The sequence below is a fragment of the Enterococcus devriesei genome, from assembly GCF_001885905.1.
Lineage (GTDB): Bacteria > Bacillota > Bacilli > Lactobacillales > Enterococcaceae > Enterococcus_A > Enterococcus_A devriesei.
In genome coordinates this window covers 1-479 of sequence record NZ_JXKM01000054.1, presented here as the reverse complement: position 1 = coordinate 479, position 479 = coordinate 1, and the positions used below count along the sequence as shown (strand labels likewise).

Sequence of the window (479 nt, the reverse complement as noted above, 5' to 3'; positions counted from 1 at the left end):
AAAAACAAAAGCGATTGAAGAAAAGTTATTTAAACAATCAAATATCAAAAAAACAGCTCAGGAATATATTGATGAAATCGATCTTGAAGAAGCAGATACAGAGCTAGATAAAGATATTGAGCAAGAAGAGCTTGATTTAAGGTATCCCAATCCAAATGCTCAGAATTTTGACAGAGAGGACGTGATTCCAAATGATGAAGATGGAGACGATTACCCTTTCTGATGAAAATTATTATTCAAACGAGGCTGATTGGCAGTTTATGTCAGTCAGCCAACTAAAGAACTTTTTAGAATGTGAAGCTGCAGAACTTTCAAAACTTAAAGGCGATTGGGAAGCAGACAGTGACAAGAAACCATTATTGGTTGGTAACTATGTTCATTCTTACTTTGAATCACCAGAAGCACATGAGGCGTTCAAAGTAGAAAATAAAGAAAAAATGTTTTCTACTAAAAAGCCTCATGGATTATTAAAGGACTTT

General features: G+C 34.0%; 2 protein-coding genes. Both read left to right on the top strand.

The window, feature by feature from the left end; genetic code table 11:
• The coding region (locus RV00_RS16540) for a hypothetical protein (RefSeq protein WP_169818968.1) at positions 1 to 223 on the top strand (223 nt) is incomplete at its 5' end.
• Positions 192 to 479, top strand: a 288-nt coding sequence (locus RV00_RS15995; RefSeq protein ID WP_420889689.1) for a PD-(D/E)XK nuclease-like domain-containing protein, incomplete at its 3' end; no start/stop codon positions are given. The genes RV00_RS16540 and RV00_RS15995, both read left to right, overlap by 32 nt.